Here is a 2031-nt window from a genome sequence, read left to right as displayed (position 1 = left end):
GGGCAGGACGGTGAGGACACCGACGAGTACGGCGACCGCCCGTCGCGCCGCCGCCGCCGGGGCGGCCGTCGCCGTCGCCGGGGCGAGGCCGCCGAGGACGAGGGCGACGGGCAGCACACGGACGACGAGGCCGCCGACCGGGCCGAGGACGAGCCCGAGGCCGCCCATGAGTCCGGGGACGAGGCCGACGACGAGGACGACGAGCGCGAGTCCGCCGCCTCCGGTACGAGCAGCAGCCGCCGGCGCCGGCGCCGCCGTCGTCGCAGCGGTGACGCGGTGTCCGAGGCCGAGAACGGCTCGGACGACCCGGAGCGCACCGTCGTCAAGGTCCGCGAGCCCCGCAAGAAGGAGGAGCGGGAGCCCGGCACCGGCTTCGACGAGGTCCAGTCCATCAAGGGCTCGACCCGCATGGAGGCCAAGAAGCAGCGCCGCCGCGAGGGCCGCGAGCAGGGCCGCCGCCGGGTGCCGATCATCACCGAGGCCGAGTTCCTGGCGCGCCGCGAGGCCGTCGAGCGCGTCATGGTCGTCCGCCAGAGCGGCGAGCGCACCCAGATCGGCGTCCTCGAGGACAACGTGCTCGTGGAGCACTACGTCAACAAGGAGCAGGCCACCAGCTACGTCGGCAACGTCTACCTGGGCAAGGTCCAGAACGTGCTGCCGTCCATGGAGGCCGCCTTCGTGGACATCGGCAAGGGCCGCAACGCCGTCCTGTACGCCGGTGAGGTCAACTTCGAGGCGCTCGGCATGGCCCACGGGCCCCGCCGTATCGAGACCGCGCTCAAGTCCGGCCAGTCCGTCCTGGTGCAGGTCACCAAGGACCCGATCGGCCACAAGGGCGCCCGCCTGACCAGCCAGGTCTCGCTGCCCGGCCGCTACCTGGTCTACGTGCCCGAGGGCTCGATGACCGGGATCAGCCGCAAGCTGCCCGACACCGAGCGCGCCCGGCTCAAGACCATCCTCAAGAAGATCGTCCCCGAGGACGCGGGCGTCATCGTGCGCACCGCCGCCGAGGGCGCGAGCGAGGACGAGCTGCGCCGCGACGTCGAGCGGCTCCAGCAGCAGTGGGAGGACATCCAGAAGAAGGCGAAGAGCACCGGCAGCTCCAACGCGCCGACGCTCCTGTACGGCGAGCCGGACATGACCGTCCGGGTCGTCCGGGACATCTTCAACGAGGACTTCTCCAAGGTCATCGTCAGCGGCGACGACGCGTGGGAGACCATCCACGGCTACGTCTCGCACGTGGCGCCCGACCTGGCCGACCGGCTGTCGCGGTGGACCTCCGAGGTCGACATCTTCGCGACGTACCGGATCGACGAGCAGCTCATGAAGGCGCTGGACCGGAAGGTCTACCTGCCGAGCGGCGGTTCGCTGGTGATCGACAAGACCGAGGCGATGGTCGTGGTCGACGTCAACACCGGCAAGTTCACCGGCCAGGGCGGCAACCTGGAGGAGACGGTCACCAAGAACAACCTGGAGGCGGCCGAGGAGATCGTGCGCCAGCTGCGGCTGCGCGACCTCGGCGGCATCGTGGTGGTCGACTTCATCGACATGGTGCTGGAGTCCAACCGGGACCTGGTGCTGCGGCGTCTGCTGGAGTGCCTGGGCCGCGACCGTACGAAGCACCAGGTCGCCGAGGTCACCTCGCTGGGCCTGGTCCAGATGACCCGCAAGCGGGTCGGCCAGGGGCTGCTGGAGTCCTTCTCCGAGACCTGCGTCCACTGCAACGGCCGCGGCGTCATCGTCCACATGGAGCAGCCCGCGTCCGCGGGCGGCGGTGGTGGCGGCAAGCGCTCGAAGAAGCGCCGCGGCGGTCAGGACCACGGCCACGACCACGAGCACGTCCAGGAGCACACCGAGGCGGAGGCCGAGACCGAGGCCGAGGTGGCGGCGGAGGTCGCCGCGCCGGTGGCCCTGCCCGAGCCGGAGTTCGTCCCGGACGAGGAGCTGTACAGCAGCGCCGCCGAGGCCGAGGCCGCCGTCGCACGCGGCCGTGGCCGCCGCCGGGCCACCCGCAAGGCGTCGGCCCCGGCC

At 71.8% G+C, this 2031-nt stretch carries 1 protein-coding gene; it reads left to right on the top strand.

What is annotated here, in order from left to right; all coding sequences use genetic code 11:
• On the top strand, positions 1–2031 hold a 2031-nt coding region (locus tag G3I41_RS14190; protein WP_164400566.1), incomplete at both ends, for an Rne/Rng family ribonuclease.

It is taken from the genome of Streptomyces sp. SID9727 (assembly GCF_010550605.1).
Lineage (GTDB): Bacteria > Actinomycetota > Actinomycetes > Streptomycetales > Streptomycetaceae > Streptomyces.
This window is presented reverse-complemented; position numbering and strand designations above follow the sequence as displayed.